This window comes from Niabella ginsenosidivorans (assembly GCF_001654455.1).
Classification (GTDB): domain Bacteria; phylum Bacteroidota; class Bacteroidia; order Chitinophagales; family Chitinophagaceae; genus Niabella; species Niabella ginsenosidivorans.
Genome location: NZ_CP015772.1, coordinates 5,272,764 through 5,288,393, shown reverse-complemented (window position 1 = coordinate 5,288,393; position 15,630 = coordinate 5,272,764). Strand labels below are relative to the sequence as shown.

Sequence of the window (15,630 nt, the reverse complement as noted above, 5' to 3'; positions counted from 1 at the left end):
ACCGCAAAGTTACGACCCTGCCGGTTTCCGGAGTTACGAATTCGGGAGAATCTTTTTATTACTGAAACCGGGTGCATTAAAAAAATGCGGGGTTTTCAGGCTACGGAAAGCGAGGCCTTTGGTACATTGTCGTCTTCGCTGGTTCGCGGTAAGCCGGCGATCTCTGTAGCAATCCTGTTCAGATCCCCGGCGGCACGGCTAATAAGCAGGAACTGGTCAATAATAGGTTTTAATTCTGAAAGCTTTATCCGGGTTTCCGTATCCAGTAATCCCTGTTCCAGCTCCAGCTTTCGTTTTTCAAGAAGCTGTTTGATTTCTGACCGCAGTTGCTGCGTGTTTTCGGCAAGGGGGCTAAGCGCTACCTTTTCATCAGAAAGGAGCGCAATAGTGTTGCCCAGTTCCAGCAGGGTGCTTTGAATGATCGGTTCAAAATTCTGAGAGCGGTATTTTGCCGCCAGTTGTTTGGAATAATGAGCCAGCGTTGCAATCTGGGAGTTAATAGTAAGGATCATAACTACAAACTGGTGCAGCTTTTTTATGTTTTTCTGTTTGCTTTTGGGCTCACTGAGCATGCGCTGAAAAGTGCCGGAAAGGTTGGCCTGTGCTACAAAAGCCTCTTTACGGCTGAGTTTATAATCAAAATCCGGGTCATTTTTTATGTAAACGCTTGAAACGGTTTCAAAATAGGTCCTGGTTTTTTCAAGCGCCGTGGCCATATAGCTTCTTATCTGTTTCTTTTCCCAGGAGGGTATGATAAAGGTGGTGGCGAAGGCTATAATGGAGCCGATAATGGTGTCTAACACCCTGCTTTCGATTACCACATGGAAGTTTTTACTGTTTAGCAGAAAAAACATAATCATAATATAAGCCGTCATAAAAGTTACGCTGATGAGGTAACGGGTACGCATAAAGCTGTAAGTGGCTACCATTAAAAGAAGCATGACCACAAATCTTGCAGTGGAGCTTTCTATAAGAAAAAGCAGGCCTATGCCGCCAAGGGCTCCTATAATCGTTCCTAACACACGCTGATAATTGCGTTGTTTGGTAACGCTGTAAGTAGGCTTAAGGATCACCAGTATGGTTAAAAGGATCCAGTAGCTGTATTCCAGCTGTAATAAATGGGCCATGCCATAGCCGGTGGTCATTGCAATGCTCAGTCTTAAAGCATGACGGAAGGTGTTTGACTGAAATGAAAGGTTTTCCCGGATCAGATCACGGTCAAGGTCGTTTTTTTCAAGGAAAGAGTTATAGTTATCCGACAATTTTACATCTTTGGGCTGTACACGGTCATAGCGGGTATAATGATGCAGGGTATAAAGCCGGAGGGTCATATCTTCCATCGATTGCAGGATCTTGCGCATATTGATCAGCGCTTCAAGATTGTCTGCATTGCGGTGCTTGTTTACAAAGGCTTCAAAATGGGATTTCAACCCTCTTATTTCGTCATTCAGGTTTTTGGACACCCGTGACCTGCGCCCTTCCTGAACAGAAACGCCGATCTCGTACAATTCATCAACCATGCTCAGGATCACCTTCCGGAAATGGGGCAGGATATCAGAGCCGTCAAACTGCCGGTGCATGGATTCATAATTAAAAAAAGTGGCATTGGCCTTTTCAAAAAGATCAACCGATTCAATGAACAATACCAGCAGGCCACGCCCGGTAGCAGTAGTTGATTTCACAATATTGCGGCTTCTGAACAGCATTTCCCGGACCAGTATCTGCTTATCCTGTACTTTTTGCTGTTGTTGCATCAGGCTCTTATAGGTTCTGTCGTAGTTCACCCCTTCGTTATAGAAATAAGATCTTGTTTTCAGATAGTCGCCAACAGCAATGATGCAGTCACCCAGGGCCTGTTGTATAACCCTGTAGGGCCGTACACCATGCAGCAGAAAGCTGAGGCCAATATACCAAAGCCCGCCACATACCAGATAGACGCCCTCCACCAGCACCATCCACCCGGAGGCTTTATGGTAAAGAGTCAATACCATTACCAGTAAGCCTGCAAAACCAATGGCATTGGTGCGCGCATTATATACACCCAGCATACTGAGCGGAAAAGACAGCCCCAGGATAACAATACCGGTAACATAAGGGTTCACATGAGAAAAACCCATAATAAGATCAACGCACAGGATAAGGCCCAGGGCAGCAAACATGCCTTTACGGCGCTCGCTGATGGCCCCCGGAATATCAGCCGTGCTCACACAAAGCGCGCCCAGGGAAACGATCATCCCTGTTTCCAGCTGGCCAAAATAATATAATACAATGGAAGGCAGAGTAATACCAATAGTAATGCGCAGCGCTTCATTTAAATAATAGCTGCTTATAAACTGCCGGTATTCCTTTACATAATCCATTGCATGCAAAATTACATACAACATGCAGTTTCAGAAAGTTTAAACGGAATAAGACCCCGTATTTTTGGCTGCTATTCATGCAGTGCCGCTGTTTTGGTAAAACGGGCTTTTTCAGTACAGCAATAAAAGGAACAGGCAGGTAGCGGAAGATTCATCACATAAAACGGCAATTCTGTCCCAATTGCAGCACAATAATCAAAAACCTGTACTAATCTTGTACCATAACGATCAAAAAAACACAGGATGAAAGCAAGAAATACTTATCAGAAAATAGAGCTGCTGATTGCCACGCTTGCAGCAGGCTTTTTTATATTTATTGCAGCAACAAGTACCAACTATTATTCTGAGAGGCATCAGTTTTCAGAGAATCATATTGGCTATGATTTTAACACCAACTACCTGCGGCCGCTTGTTGCCATCATTATCGTCAGTTATCTTCTTTTTGTATTTCTTACACAGTATGTGGAAACAAAGACCAGAGGTTTTTTTAAAATTATCCTGTTCCTGTGCAGCTACCTGTTATTAGCGTTCATCCTGTCTGTTTGCTTTACCTATATTTTTGCCTGGCGTTACGGAAATGAGGCCTATGCAACGCAACGGGATGTAAATGCCAGCTTTTTTGTAGAAGGATTTGCTGTAGCTGCGGTCAGTTTTGTTATATACCTTGTTTATTATGGGTTGAAAGAGCTCATTTTTAGCCCCTTATTAAAACAGAAACTAAAAGAAAGCAATGGGTCTCGCCTGGTATTTATTGTTTTGAGCATTTTAGCCTGGCTGATCATCCTGGTCATGCTTTCGGCCAATAATGCCGCAGCGTTCGCTATTATTGTCTGGGCCGTAATCCTCCCTTATGCCCTATTAATGTTTTATCTGAATACGCTGGTTTTAATACCCGCGTTACCGGAAAAAAAACCATGGAGCAGTTATTATCTGTCACGGATCGTACCTATAGTTTTGCTGATCAATTTTATTGCAACCGTTTTTTGTGTGGCAATCAGCCATCCTGTATCATTTATAGGTGCCTACACATTGTTATTATTATGGACGGGCGTAGCAGTTATCCCTTTATGCTGGTGGATCTATAAAAACCAGAAAGAGAAGCTGGGATTAAAAACCGCATTAGGATCTTCACAGGCCAACCTGGGTTTTCTGCGCTCACAAATCAATCCGCATTTTTTGTTTAACGCGCTCAACACGCTTTATGGAACGGCATTGCAGGAAAATGCGGAGCGCACGGGGGAAGGAATACAAAAACTGGGCGACATGATGCGGTTCATGCTGCATGAAAATATGCAGGATAAGATCCTGCTGGTACGCGAGGTAGAATACCTGCGCAATTATATTGATCTGCAACTATTGCGTGTTGCAAACGCACCAGATATACAAATCCTCGTAAGAATAGAGGAGCCTGCTGCTGCCCTGCTTATAACACCCATGCTGCTGATACCATTTATAGAAAATGCTTTTAAACACGGCATCAGCCTGCGGGAGCCTTCTTACATCAGCATTGCCCTGCATACCCAGAACAATACACTGTATTTTGATGTACAGAACAGCATTCATGTAAAACCGGACGGAGATCCTGAAAAGTTTAAAAGCGGCATCGGCCTGCCCAATGTAAAAGAGCGGCTGCAATTAGAATACCCTGAGCGGCATGAGCTGGTGATCCGCCAGACGGCCAAGGACTTTTTTGTGCATCTGACAATCAATTTATGAGCAAATTGAGCTCACGTTAAATAAATAATATTTAAGTAATTTTAATCATTCAATCTTAAAATTCCTCGTGAACGCAATAGCCATAGACGACGAGCCCATTGCGCTGGAAGTGATCAAAAAGCTTTCTTCAAAAGTGCCTTTTATAAGGCTGGAAGCCGTTTTCACCAATGCTTTTGAAGCCATTGATCATTTACAGAAAAATAAAATTGACCTGGTCTTCCTGGATATTAAAATGCCGGACATCAGCGGTATTGAGCTTTCCAAAAGCCTGGCAAACCCACCCATGATTATTTTTACCACGGCCTATACAGAGCATGCTGTAGAGGGCTTTGAAGTCAATGCAGTAGATTATTTGCTGAAACCCTTTTCCCTGCCTCGTTTTATAAAAGCCTGCACCCGGGCGCAGGAATTATTTGCCCTGAAAAATAATAAACCGGGCGATATGGATTACCTGTTCCTGAAAGACGGATATGAACAGGTACGGGTGCTGCTGGATGATATTTTATATATAGAGGCTGCCGGCAATTACCTGAACGTGGTGCTGAAAAATAAAAAGATCATGACGCGCATTACCATCAATGATATGATGAATTTGCTGCCCCAGGATCAGTTCACCCGTATTCACCGCAGCTATATAGTGGCTAAAAACAAAGTAACCAGGTTCAATAAACAGGCAGTATTTATTGACCTGCTGGAATTTCCTATTGGAAGCAGCTATGTTTTTGCATCCTGAGACTGAAATGGTAATTTTGCCGGTATATAAACACTATTTGTTTTTTGTTACAAAACAATTATTATGAATTACCAGCCTGTTGCTTATGTATTGAAAAAAGCCGACCGTATTTTAATCTGGCCATTTATTATTTTTTTCGGAGGGAGCGCGCTCCTGATCTTTCTGGCAGAAAAGTATCAATTACCGGCTTCATGGGGCGTTGTCTGCTTCCTGAGCTTACTGGCTGCTGCGGTAATGGTGGGATCGTATAAACTTAATAAGTGGCGATTATGGGCCTACCAGGAGGTGGACGACCTGGAAGAATTATTACGAAGAGAACGGAAGAAACAAATATTCAAAAAAAGTGAACTGCCGGGGAAATGGGCCTGGATGTCGGCCAGGACCGGGAGCAGCTAAAGAATATCCTGGAAAACAGGAAGAACAGCCGGAACTTTGTAGTGGAATCCGGCGATGATCTGAGTATTCCGGTGGAGATAACAGTATCCGGGTCAAAAATCAACTACATGATCCAGTTTATTGTTTTTGCTTTGGCCGCTCCGGCAGGCTGGTATCTTCAAAGAAAAAAAGGGATTACAGAGCCCTCTGTTTCATTTTTGATCGTTGCGATAGTATTGGCCGGCATTGCTTTATACCAGCTATACCGTATATTTCGGCCTGCAGTGCTCTTTACGATCACAGAAACCGGATACCAGGACAAAAAAAAGGGTATCATTATATGTATATGGAGCCAGGTAAAGCAGATCTACCTGAAGGATGGGCATGCATTTGATAGCAGAAACGGAAAACAGGAATTTCTTATAGTCGACTATCGGGACGGAAACGTGGCTCGCTCCATACAAAAGCCAATCCAGAACACATCCATAAAAAGCGCTGATCTGGAAAGGGCCATTAAAGTATATCTTGCCCGGTATAACAAAAATGCGTTGACGAAGCTAACGTTTGGGAAAAAAGCCCTTTAATTCTTTGCGTAATAATATAAAGTACTGCTGTTCTCCTCCCTGAAAATCTTTTGTGCTGTTTCTTTAATGTCCTTTGTGGTTACGGCATCGTACTGATCCAGTTCTGTATTCATCATGGCCGCATCACCCAGCAGTTCATAAAAGGCAAGGCTGTTGGCCCGGTTTAGCAGGCTCATATCTTCAAAAGCCATCATGCTTTCTGTTTTATTCTTTACCTTTTGCAGTTCGGCTTCCAGCACCGGTTCTTCCTTCAGATCCGTCAAAACCTTTTCCACGGCAGCTTCGGCGGCCTTCATATCCGCTCCCTTTACCAGCTTGCCTTCAATACAGATAATACCGGGGTCTATACTGCCCATATGATAGCATTGAATGTTTACAAAAAGCTGCAGTTCCTTTACCAGCTTTTCATACAACCGGGACGACTCACCTCCTCCAAGGATATCCGTTATCAGATCTGTGGTATAATATTCCCTGCTCAGCCTTCCTGCCATATGCCAGCATTTGTAAAATGCATCCAGCGGAACAGGTGCATGCACTTCCATGCTCCGCGCTTCGGTTTGCGGGGCTTCGGCAGGTAATTGCCGTTTATTTCCGGACCCGGCAGGAATGTCGCCAAACCATTTCCGGGCAAGTGCTTTTACAGCTTCAGTAGTAATATTTCCGGCCACCACCATAATGGCATTGTTAGGGCGGTAGTGCTTAAAAAAGAAACCCTTTACATCAGCAAGCTGCGCGTTTTCAATATGCGACAGCTCTTTGCCGATGGTCATCCAGCGGTAAGGGTGCTTTTTATAAGCCAGCGCTCTTAATTTAAAGTGGGCATCACCATAAGGCTTTTCCAGGTAATGCTCTTTAAATTCCTCCGATACTACTTTACGCTGTACTTCCAGGCTCTTTTCATTAAAGGCCAGAGAAAGCATCCGGTCGCTCTCCAGCCAGAAAGCGGTTTCCAGGTTTTCTTTGGGTATCTGTATGTAATAGTTGGTAAGATCATTGGTGGTATAAGCATTATTTTCCCCACCGGCCAGCTGCAAAGGCTCATCATATTCCGGAACATTTACGGAGCCGCCAAACATGAGGTGCTCAAACAAATGCGCAAAGCCCGTCTGCTCCGGGTTTTCATCCCGGGCGCCCACATCATACAAAATATTCATTACCGCCGTGGGGGTGGAAGCATCGGGATGTACAATTACACGCAAACCGTTCTCTAAAGTGAATCTGTCAAACTGGATCATTGAGCGAAAGTAAGATGATTCCCTTTAAAATAAAAAAGCGACCCGTTGGAAGGTCGCTTTGTTGTTTGAATTCCTGTTATCATTTAATTTCAAAAACAGTATTAACCGTAAAGCTTAATTTGATCTTTTTAAAATCAAGATCAGCATCACCACCGGCGGTATCAGCAGCTTCAGCCTTCATGGCATAATTCCTGTACAGCACCGGCTGAACAGGGCTGTCGCCGCTGTCCTGTATTTCCAGAACATCGCCCAGCTTCCCGTCCAATGCTGCTACCATATAGGAGGCCTTTTCCTTTGCAGCCTGCAGCGCCTTTATTTTCAGCTCTTTTTTTAACTGCTCCATTTTTGAATAATCATAGCTCTGGATACCGGTGCTTTGAATGCCCCTGGAATCAATACTGCTGATGATCTGATCCAGCTTGTTCAGGTCGCTTACCTTTAAAAGATATTGCCTGCTGGCCAGGAAGTCAGGGTTCTTTTTTTTGCCGCTTGTGTTGGTCCAGCTGTTTAAATTGCTGATGGTTAAGTTTTCTTTGGCAATACCTGCTTTTTGTGCAGCTGCATACAATTGATTTTCCAGCGTGGAGATGTCAACCCTTTTTTTGTTATTTCCGTTCTCAAAATATTCTTTTAAAGAAATACTTACATAAATAATATCCGGGGTCACTTCGGTTTCTGCGGTACCGCTTACACTGATCTTCCTGCGTAGGTCCGGGGTCTGCGCTTTTATAGTTCCCAATGTTACCAATGATAAGAGTGCCGCTGCAAATAATTGTTTCATGTGTTTAAATTTTAATGAATGGTTCAATGAATAAGGTTTGTTAATTGCCCTAATGATGAAACATCAGTGCCGGTTACATAAGGTTATAACGGCTTTAACGTTCCTTTCGCAACTGAATTGAGCAGGGTCAATTAAAATTTTTCAATGACGCCCAGTCCGAACAGGGCAAAATCATATTTAACCGGATCAGCTGCATCCAGTTGTTTTAAGTGTGTTGTAAGCTCTAAAGCAGCCTGCCAGTCGTTATTAGGGCGATCCAGTAATTTAAAATGACGGGCGACCCTTGCCACGTGCAGGTCCAGCGGGCAGATCAACTGTAAAGGCTGAATGTTTTTCCATAAGCCAAAATCAACGCCTTTGCTGCTGCTTCTTACCATCCAGCGCAAATACATGTTTAAGCGTTTACAGGCAGATTTTCGTTCTGGTGTGGCTATATGCTTTTGGGTCCGCACGGGATAATGAGGAAAGATCTTATCATCAAAAAAATGACGGCGGAAACCAATCAATGCCTTTTCAATGGTTGTATCGCCGGGAGTCAGATAATTACTGAAGGCTGTTTCAAGCGAAGGCAGCTTTTTTATTTTGTAATGATGTTGTAAAACGTCTAAAAAATGAAAAAGATCAATAGCGTTAAAAGTGCGGTGCACAAACTTCAGAAAGGGCTTCAGATCTGCCTCTGTAAAATGCATTATAAAATCATAAGGAGCGTTATCCATTAACTCCAGCAACCGTTTGCAGGAGTTAATGATGCTCTTGCGGTTACCCCAGGCCAGTATGGCAGCAAAGAAGCCGGCGATTTCAATGTCCTGCTGTTTTGAAAACGAGTGCGGAACAGAAATAGGGTCATCCGCAATAAAGCCTGGCTGTTCATAATAAAGGGCCCTGGCATCCAGAAAGGCTTTGAGGGTATCAGCTGATTTTTTCATGCAGTAACTGATCAAATAACGCACCCTTTACAAAGGCATAGGTCTTTTTGTTAAGATGATAAAATTGCAGCCATCCTTTTTCCATTAAAGCGGTCAGGTCAGTACGTGCGGTTTCCTTTGATACGCCAAACCCCGACCGTAGTTCCCGGATGGTAACAATTTTTTCAGGATCATCCTTTATCCACTGTAATGCTGCTGCCTGTCTTATGTTCAATCCGTTAATTTTTACAAAAGGATTATTGTCTTTTTCTTTATTGGTACGCTGCAGGCTGTCTTTTAAAGAACGGTATGCCATCCGGATGGATTGCAACATAAAATGAATGAAATAGCCAATGTCTTCATTGTGCTTTGCCTGTACAAATGCCTTATGATATTGTGCTTTTAATTTAATAATAACATTGGATACAGACATATAAGCTGTGACCCAATACCCTTGCTGCAACAGGTACCAATAACCTAAAAGGCGCGCCATACGGCCGTTAGCGTCTTTAAAAGGGCGGATATAGGTTATCAGATATTCAATGATACAGGCTTTTATGAGGGGATGAATATAAAAGGGAGTTTTGTTGTCATTCATAAACATCTCCAGCCACTGCATCCATTTCCTTATTTCTTTTGCATCAATGGCTTTGTAAGCGGCCCCTTCCTCAATACCGGAACTGTCAAATTTATTGTTGGTACGATAGCGCCCGATGCCCTTTAGCTGGATCGTATCTTTTGTAAGCAACTGGTGCAGTTCCAGCAACCGCGCCTCAGTAAAGGGCTGTTGTTCCCATTCCTTTACTTTTTGCAGGCTTTTATAAAGGTTTACCAGCACCTGCTCTGTTGCATTGGCTGTTGTTTTCTTTTTCAGCAACAGTTCCCTGGCAATTTTTTTTGTAACGGCAAACCCCGCCAGCTGTGCAGAGGTCATGGTTTCATCCATCAACGCATTTATAAGGTACCGGTGGTTATTTTTGTGTTCCATTACCGCTGCAATATCCCTGCCCCCCACAATATGCACATCCAGGTCGTGTAATACCTGTTCCATATCATTGGGAACAGACCAGGAAAAAAGCCGGTCTGCTATCATTAGTTTTCTGGTAGGTCCCTGCTCCCTGGCCGCTGTTGCCGCCTGCCATATTGCTTTATTGGAAAGGGTGCCGGGCTTCAGGGTCATATGCTGAACTTTTTCCCAATCAAGATAACTGTTATTGATCTGAAGAATACTTTGAAATAGTTCCAGTTGTTCTGCTGCCGGTAATTCCCTGTTCATAAAACGATCTTTAATTGGCCAATCAGGCGCAATATAGCTGGTTTAACCCATAGATTTTTATTTTTTAAAAATGAAAATGAAAAATTCATTCATTTATCTATTTATTGTGGTTTAAATTGCAATTATGGGTCTATTTACAGGCAGGCGCAGGAAAATTACCGATAAAATAAAAGCTTCCTGGGGGGGGCCGATAGAAAAACGACGGAACTTTGATCGCATCAGTCGTTATGCAGCCATTAACAACGATACCTGTTTTCACCGGCTTACCAGCCAGACCCTTTCTGATATTGATATTGAAGATTTGTTTGCCTGTACAGACCGGACGATAACCGGTATGGGGCAGCAATACCTGTTTCATAAAATGATACACCCTACCAATACTGTTGATGCCTTAAAAGAAGCCCATGTTCTTACCGGATACTTTTCTTAAGACCAACGTTCAAGAGAAGCAGTTCAATATCAGCTGTATCAGCTGGAACAAAACGGCACCTGTTTTATTGTTGATCTGTTTGATCCCGGACGTATACCGGAGAAAGAACGCCCGGTTTATAAGACCCTGTCCCTTGCAGCAGTTACGCTAACGGTTCTTACTTTTTTTCTTCCGGCCCTTTTCCCCGTTCTGATTTTCCTGTTTTTTATAAATATGCTTGTCCATTTTATACACCGGAACCGGAGCCAGGGGCGTATACAAACCGTGTCTGAGGCATTTGCCACCATTGGTTGCGCCCGGCAACTGCTGGAAACGGAGTTGCCTCTCAGGAACAGAGCTGAAATAAAAAACAGCATTGACAGCGTAAAGGCTATTCGCGGATTTTACCGGTTCTTAGGCGCTCCCACGGCATCGGACGACCTTTCAATGGTATTACTGTTGTTGTTTGAACTGGTCAAAGGCTTCTTTTTGATTGAGCCGCTGGCATTGAATAAAAGTTATAGAATGGCCATGCACAACCAGGAAGCCTTTGAAGTGATTTATAAATTTATAGGAGCGATTGATGTGGCAATAAGCTGTGCATCTCTTCTCAACGATACCCGTTATACAACCTGTATACCGGAATTTGTTGACCATAAAAAAGAGCTGCTGTTTAGCGGGGCTTATCACCCGTTGATTGAAGATCCTGTACCATGTTCGTTTCACACAGAAGGGGAAAATATTTTTATTACGGGTTCCAACATGTCTGGTAAATCTACTTTTCTGAGAACGGTTTTGATCAATTCTGTTTTAGCACAAACCATTTATATCTGCTTTGCCAAAAGATTTGTTACTCCTGTATTCAAACAGTATTCCGCTATTAAAATAGCCGATAACCTTTTTGAGCATGAAAGCTATTTTTATAAAGAAATGGAGGTGATCCAGGAAATGATACTGCAGCAGGAAACGCCATTGAACCACCTGTTCCTGATTGATGAAATTTACAAAGGCACCAATACGGTGGAACGGCTGGCTTTGTCCCTGTCTGTACTCCGGTATCTGAATAACGAAACAAATCTTGTAATAGCATCCTCTCATGATCTTGAGCTGGTAGCTTACCTGAAAGGGATTTATAAAATGTATCATTTTTCAGAACAGATACAGGGCAACAGGCTGATATTTGATTACAGGATCAGGGAAGGGGCAGTGCATTCGCGCAATGCAATAAAGCTGGCAGCACTGGAAAAATATCCGTCGCCTGTTATTGAACAGGCGATGGAGTATGCAAAACATTTTTCTAAAGGAGAGCCTTAGGCCAATGCCTGTTCCAGGTCGGCTATCAGATCCGCAGCATCTTCAATACCGATGCTTAAGCGGATGAGAGAGTCGCTCAGCCCATATTTAATACGTTCTTCGCGGGGAATAGAGGCATGTGTCATCGTTGCCGGGTGGTTGATCAATGACTCCACACCGCCCAGGCTTTCCGCCAAAGCAATCACCTTTGTAGAGGTCAGCACTTTTGTTGCTGCTGCTACGGAATCATCTTTCAACTCAAAGCTCATCATACCACCAAAACCGCGCATTTGCTTTTGGGCAACCGCATAGCCCGGGTTGTCCTGAAACCCGCACCAGTATACTTTTTTTATTTTATCATGCGCTGCCAGGAACCGGGCTATCTTTTCCCCGTTTTCACAATGACGCTGCATTCTTACATGTAGTGTTTTAATACCTCTTAGCACCAGAAAACAATCCATTGGCCCCGGCACAGCGCCACTGCTTTTTTGTATAAAGAACAGGCGTTCCCGCAATGCATCGCCATTAAACATCAGGGCGCCCATCACCACATCGCTGTGACCACCGAGGTATTTGGTGGCAGAATGCATTACAATATCTGCTCCCTGGTCAATAGGATTTTGCAGATAAGGAGAAGCAAAAGTATTGTCTACACAAAGCAGAGCCCCCGCTTTTTTTGCTATTGCTGCAACTGCAGCGATATCTGTAATATTCATTAAAGGGTTAGTGGGCGTTTCGATCCAGATCAGCTTTGTTTTATCCGTCACAGCCTTTGCAACATTTTCAGTATGGCTGGTGTTGGTATAAATAAAACGGATACCATAATCTTCCCATATTTTTGAAAACAGGCGGTAAGTGCCGCCATACATATCATTTGCGGCAATAACTTCGTCACCCGGTTTTAATAACTTAATAACTGTTTCAGTTGCTGCTACCCCACTGCTGAACGCCAGGCCATGCTGTGCATTTTCCAAAGCCGCCAGTGATTTCTCCAATGCCGTCCGGGTTGGATTACCCGCTCTTGAATAATCGTATCCCTTATGCTGGTTAGGGCCCGTTTGTACAAAAGTTGAGGTTTGAAAAATGGGGGTCATAATAGCGCCGGTGCCCGGATCCGGTGCTACCCCTGCATGAATGATTTTTGTATTCAACTTCATAATCTTCTTTTTAAAGCGGCACAAAGGTACAGATTCCGGGTACTGGAAAATAAAGCACAAACGTGGAACACCGGGGGCCTTGTTCCACATTTCTCTTATTAAGAAAGGATTAACAGTTTTTTTCCGGAACAGTTGTAACAAAAAATAAAATACCGCGACTTATAAATACAAACATGTTTCATGATTCCGGCCGGAATAAATATTGAAAAAAGAACAGATAGTACAGGGCGTATTGTTTTTTACCCGGGGAAATCCGCCATTCGCCCCATTTTCTCCGGTTACCCGCCACAAACCACTTGGCACAAGCTGTAAACCCATGCTATTTTTGAATCAACAAAACAACAATGTCATTAAAATAAAAACTTTAAAAAATGAAACTCTTTATTCTTACCGCCGCTCTTTTGTTTGGATTAAACGCTATGGCTACTACAGTAAATCCAACAGTAAATGAAAAAATATTGAAAACTTTTAACGAGGTTTTTACCAATGCCCGGAACGTACAATGGAGCACTACAGCTGAATACAGCGAGGCCAGCTTTAGTGCCGGTTCCGTTTCTTCCCGTGCTATGTTTGACAATAACGGAAAGTTAATCCGTACTATTCGTTATTATAACGAAAACCATTTACCTTCCAACATTGTTTATAAGCTTAAGAAAAAATATGAGGGCAGGGAGATCTATGGTGTGACAGAAGTTACCAATAAAGATGGCATTAACTATAACGTAGTTTTGCGCGACAGCAAAAATATATACAATGTAGCGGTTGCCGGTGATGGTACCATAACACTGTCCAAAAAATTTAAAAGAGGCGATATCTAAACTACGGCTCTTTCAAACAAAACATTTCTCATGTATAATACGGAGTGGGTATTCTTATCTGCTCCCCTTTTTTTATTTACTGGCATCTGTAATTTCCTTTAAGGCTGCTATTGTTTTTTTTTCGCTGCCGATAAAAATTTTGTCATTAATAATCACTACCGGTCTTTTTAAAAAAGTATACTCTTTCAGAATATATTTTTTATAGTCTGCTTCTTTAAGCTGCTGGTCTTTTAAACCCAATTCCTTATAAAGAAGAGCCCTTCTGCTGAACAATGCTTCATAAGATCCTGCCAGTTTTTTCATTGCCTCCAGTTGAGCGCTGGTTACAGGCTGTGTTTTAATGTCCTGCATTTCAAAACCAGCAGTGGAGCTGATGCCCGCTTCCTGCATTATTTTCCTGCAGGTATCGCAGGTTCCGAGATAATATATTTTTTTCATGCCTGCTAAATTAACACCTGCTCATCTTAAAACAATTTATCCTGTTCCCTTTTTCCTGGATGAAAGAAAAGACGAACAGGGATCTTAATTAATTTTAAATCAATTAATTACAAACCAATCTGCACGATGCAGGAATTTTTCCTGTACAGATTCCTTTTTTACAGATCTGTAAAACGCATTTCCCGCACCAGCCAGCAGAAACATATTCCAGTCTCTTTTCAACCAATACGGTCAATTATTGTTAATTTTGTAATTTAATAGTAACAGATCATGATAAAAACAGGAAATCCAGTGATTAGTATTTATACAGAAATGACACCCAACCCGGAAACAATGAAATTTGTGGCCAACAAATTATTGTATCCCGGTAAAAGTATCGATTTTCCTGATGTGGAATCTGCAAAGCCATCGCCATTGGCAACGGAACTGTTCGGTTTCCCTTTTATAAAAGCCGTTTTTATTGCCAGTAATTTTGTGACCCTTACAAAAACAAGCGATGCAGAATGGCAGGATGTAACCCCTTCCATCCGTCAGTTCTTAAAAGATTACCTGGAAGAAGGAAAGGTAGTGATCAATGAGGATGAAGTCGTAACAGTTAAAAAAGAAAGCAGTAATGAAGTGGCGGCAGATGACGACGATGTGGTAAAGCGGATAAAGGAACTGCTTGAAAATTATGTGAAGCCCGCAGTGGAAATGGATGGCGGTGCGATCCAGTTCCGCAGCTATAATGATGGAGTGGTGAACCTGATGATGCAGGGGAGCTGCAGCGGCTGCCCCTCTTCCATGATCACCTTAAAAGCGGGTATTGAAGGAATGATGAAACGGATGATTCCCGAAGTAAAAGAAGTGGTAGCAGAAGCAGAGTGATTATCAGGAACAGAATTAATAAATTTGTGAGCGTTATCAGATACTGATAACGCTTTTTAATGCGTTTTCTGCTGATCTTACATACCGTTATCCTTTTGTTATGCAGTTGTGCTTATATGAAGAACCCGCTGCGTAAGGAAACGCATTTGCTGCAAAAGGGCAAAATAATTGATACTACTTCCTATATATATGATCTGCCCTATCCAAAAGGGGTTATGCATACACTGGTACAGGGATACTTTACCCATTTTACCCATAAGCGCCGTGCAGCGCTCGACTTTAAAATGCCCATAGGCAGCGCCGTTTGCGCTGCGCGTGATGGAATAGTAATAAAAACCAAAAGTAATGGCAACAGAGGTGGCATAAAGAGTGCAGACCGGCCGTATGCCAATTATATAATTATCCGTCACGCAGACAGCACTCAGGCCGGCTACTGGCATTTACAAAGGAACGGAGTACTGGTGCATGTTGGCGACAGGGTTAAAAAGGGCCAGATGATCGCCTACAGCGGAAATACCGGGTATACCTATTTTCCGCATCTGCATTTTATTGTATGGGCTTTTGATAAAAACGGCCGCTTCAGGCAGGTGCCTACGCGTTTCAGAACAAAGAACGGCCCCAGGTATTTAAGGGCCATCCGCAGGTATACCAACCCGTAAATGATTGTTGGACCGATTTATGGG

16 protein-coding genes are annotated in these 15,630 nt (G+C 43.0%); 9 read left to right on the top strand and 7 right to left on the bottom strand.

Annotation, left to right across the window (positions count from 1 at the left end; translation table 11 throughout):
* Positions 1 to 95: 95 nt before the first annotated feature.
* On the bottom strand, positions 96 to 2,384 hold the full coding sequence (locus tag A8C56_RS22335) for an FUSC family membrane protein (RefSeq protein WP_245645657.1): 2,289 nt from the start codon (positions 2,382 to 2,384) through the stop codon (positions 96 to 98).
* 219 nt (positions 2,385 to 2,603) lie between these two features.
* Between A8C56_RS22335 and A8C56_RS22330 the strand changes: the two genes are divergently transcribed.
* The 4 genes from A8C56_RS22330 (at position 2,604) to A8C56_RS22315 (ending at position 5,768) form a co-directional block, all read left to right on the top strand.
* Positions 2,604 to 4,076 (top strand): sensor histidine kinase, encoded by a 1,473-nt coding sequence (locus A8C56_RS22330; protein WP_067760840.1) that lies wholly within the window; start codon positions 2,604 to 2,606, stop codon positions 4,074 to 4,076.
* A 67-nt stretch (positions 4,077 to 4,143) separates the two neighbouring features.
* Positions 4,144 to 4,809, top strand: coding sequence for a LytR/AlgR family response regulator transcription factor (locus tag A8C56_RS22325; RefSeq protein ID WP_067760838.1), 666 nt, complete (start codon positions 4,144 to 4,146; stop codon positions 4,807 to 4,809).
* A gap of 63 nt (positions 4,810 to 4,872) precedes the next feature.
* Complete coding sequence (locus A8C56_RS22320) at positions 4,873 to 5,205, top strand: hypothetical protein (protein ID WP_067760836.1); 333 nt, start codon at positions 4,873 to 4,875, stop codon at positions 5,203 to 5,205.
* Positions 5,169 to 5,768 carry a hypothetical protein gene (locus tag A8C56_RS22315; protein ID WP_067760834.1) on the top strand — a complete coding sequence of 200 codons (600 nt, stop codon included), beginning with the start codon at positions 5,169 to 5,171 and terminating at the stop codon, positions 5,766 to 5,768. Before A8C56_RS22320 ends, A8C56_RS22315 begins: the two co-directional genes overlap by 37 nt.
* On the opposite strand, the gene A8C56_RS22310 is transcribed toward A8C56_RS22315, so the two are convergent.
* From A8C56_RS22310 to A8C56_RS22295, 4 genes are all read right to left on the bottom strand, one after another.
* Positions 5,765 to 7,003, bottom strand: coding sequence for a M16 family metallopeptidase (locus A8C56_RS22310; protein ID WP_067760831.1), 1,239 nt, complete (start codon positions 7,001 to 7,003; stop codon positions 5,765 to 5,767). The genes A8C56_RS22315 and A8C56_RS22310 overlap by 4 nt on opposite strands.
* 79 nt (positions 7,004 to 7,082) lie before the next feature.
* The gene (locus tag A8C56_RS22305; RefSeq protein WP_067760829.1) at positions 7,083 to 7,784 is read right to left on the bottom strand and encodes an SIMPL domain-containing protein; all 702 of its coding nucleotides are present in this window, start codon (positions 7,782 to 7,784) and stop codon (positions 7,083 to 7,085) included.
* A 131-nt stretch (positions 7,785 to 7,915) separates the two neighbouring features.
* Positions 7,916 to 8,710, bottom strand: a complete 795-nt coding sequence (locus A8C56_RS22300; protein ID WP_067760827.1) for a TIGR02757 family protein — start codon at positions 8,708 to 8,710, stop codon at positions 7,916 to 7,918.
* Positions 8,694 to 9,965, bottom strand: a complete 1,272-nt coding sequence (locus tag A8C56_RS22295) for a Fic family protein (RefSeq protein WP_067760825.1) — start codon at positions 9,963 to 9,965, stop codon at positions 8,694 to 8,696. Before A8C56_RS22295 ends, A8C56_RS22300 begins: the two co-directional genes overlap by 17 nt.
* Before the next feature lie 124 nt (positions 9,966 to 10,089).
* Here A8C56_RS22295 and A8C56_RS22290 point away from each other — a divergent pair, with 124 nt between their 5' ends.
* Together A8C56_RS22290 and A8C56_RS22285 are read left to right on the top strand one after the other, a co-directional pair.
* Positions 10,090 to 10,395 carry a hypothetical protein gene (locus A8C56_RS22290; RefSeq protein ID WP_067760823.1) on the top strand — a complete coding sequence of 102 codons (306 nt, stop codon included), beginning with the start codon at positions 10,090 to 10,092 and terminating at the stop codon, positions 10,393 to 10,395.
* 213 nt (positions 10,396 to 10,608) lie between these two features.
* On the top strand, positions 10,609 to 11,688 hold the full coding sequence (locus tag A8C56_RS22285) for a MutS-related protein (protein WP_084490350.1): 1,080 nt from the start codon (positions 10,609 to 10,611) through the stop codon (positions 11,686 to 11,688).
* On the opposite strand, the gene A8C56_RS22280 is transcribed toward A8C56_RS22285, so the two are convergent.
* Positions 11,685 to 12,824 (bottom strand): cystathionine gamma-synthase, encoded by a 1,140-nt coding sequence (locus A8C56_RS22280; protein WP_067760819.1) that lies wholly within the window; start codon positions 12,822 to 12,824, stop codon positions 11,685 to 11,687. The two genes, A8C56_RS22285 and A8C56_RS22280, sit on opposite strands and share 4 nt — an antisense overlap.
* Before the next feature lie 371 nt (positions 12,825 to 13,195).
* Here A8C56_RS22280 and A8C56_RS22275 point away from each other — a divergent pair, with 371 nt between their 5' ends.
* On the top strand, positions 13,196 to 13,642 hold the full coding sequence (locus A8C56_RS22275) for a hypothetical protein (RefSeq protein ID WP_067760816.1): 447 nt from the start codon (positions 13,196 to 13,198) through the stop codon (positions 13,640 to 13,642).
* 72 nt (positions 13,643 to 13,714) lie between these two features.
* On the opposite strand, the gene A8C56_RS22270 is transcribed toward A8C56_RS22275, so the two are convergent.
* Positions 13,715 to 14,080 (bottom strand): arsenate reductase family protein, encoded by a 366-nt coding sequence (locus tag A8C56_RS22270; RefSeq protein WP_067760814.1) that lies wholly within the window; start codon positions 14,078 to 14,080, stop codon positions 13,715 to 13,717.
* Positions 14,081 to 14,371: 291 nt separating this feature from the next.
* Between A8C56_RS22270 and A8C56_RS22265 the strand changes: the two genes are divergently transcribed.
* Positions 14,372 to 14,947, top strand: a complete 576-nt coding sequence (locus A8C56_RS22265; RefSeq protein WP_245645656.1) for a NifU family protein — start codon at positions 14,372 to 14,374, stop codon at positions 14,945 to 14,947.
* A 116-nt stretch (positions 14,948 to 15,063) separates the two neighbouring features.
* Positions 15,064 to 15,606, top strand: coding sequence for a M23 family metallopeptidase (locus A8C56_RS22260; protein ID WP_067760810.1), 543 nt, complete (start codon positions 15,064 to 15,066; stop codon positions 15,604 to 15,606).
* Positions 15,607 to 15,630 lie beyond the last annotated feature (24 nt).